Origin of the sequence: Pseudomonas sp. SIMBA_041 (assembly GCF_046535095.1) — a bacterium.
Classification (GTDB): Bacteria; Pseudomonadota; Gammaproteobacteria; order Pseudomonadales; family Pseudomonadaceae; genus Aquipseudomonas; species Aquipseudomonas mucoides.
This window is the reverse complement of record NZ_JAWRXJ010000332.1, coordinates 1-270: the sequence shown is the minus strand read 5'-3', so window position 1 is coordinate 270 and position 270 is coordinate 1. Positions and strand designations below refer to the sequence as shown.

Below are 270 nucleotides of genomic sequence, written 5' to 3'. Positions count from 1 at the left end.
GCCCTGCTGGGGGGTGCCCTGGGCTTCAGCCGACGCCTGGAGCGCCTGGTGTTTGCCACCTTCGGCGCCCGGTCGCAGATCCCCACCCTGGCCTGGATCCCGTTGTTCATGGTGTTTTTCGGCATCGGCGAAGTGCTCAAGCTGGTGGTGCTGATCAAGGCGGTGGTGGTGCCCGTGACCCTGCACACCCTGGTGGGCGTGCGCGATGCCCAGCCCCGGCTGCGGGAAGCCGCCGCGGTGCTGCGCCTGCCGCCGGCGCTGCTGGTGCGC

1 pseudogene is annotated in these 270 nt (G+C 71.1%); it reads left to right on the top strand.

The features are described from left to right. Positions 1-270 (top strand): annotated as a pseudogene (locus SB725_RS31365) (ABC transporter permease); the annotation flags it as partial.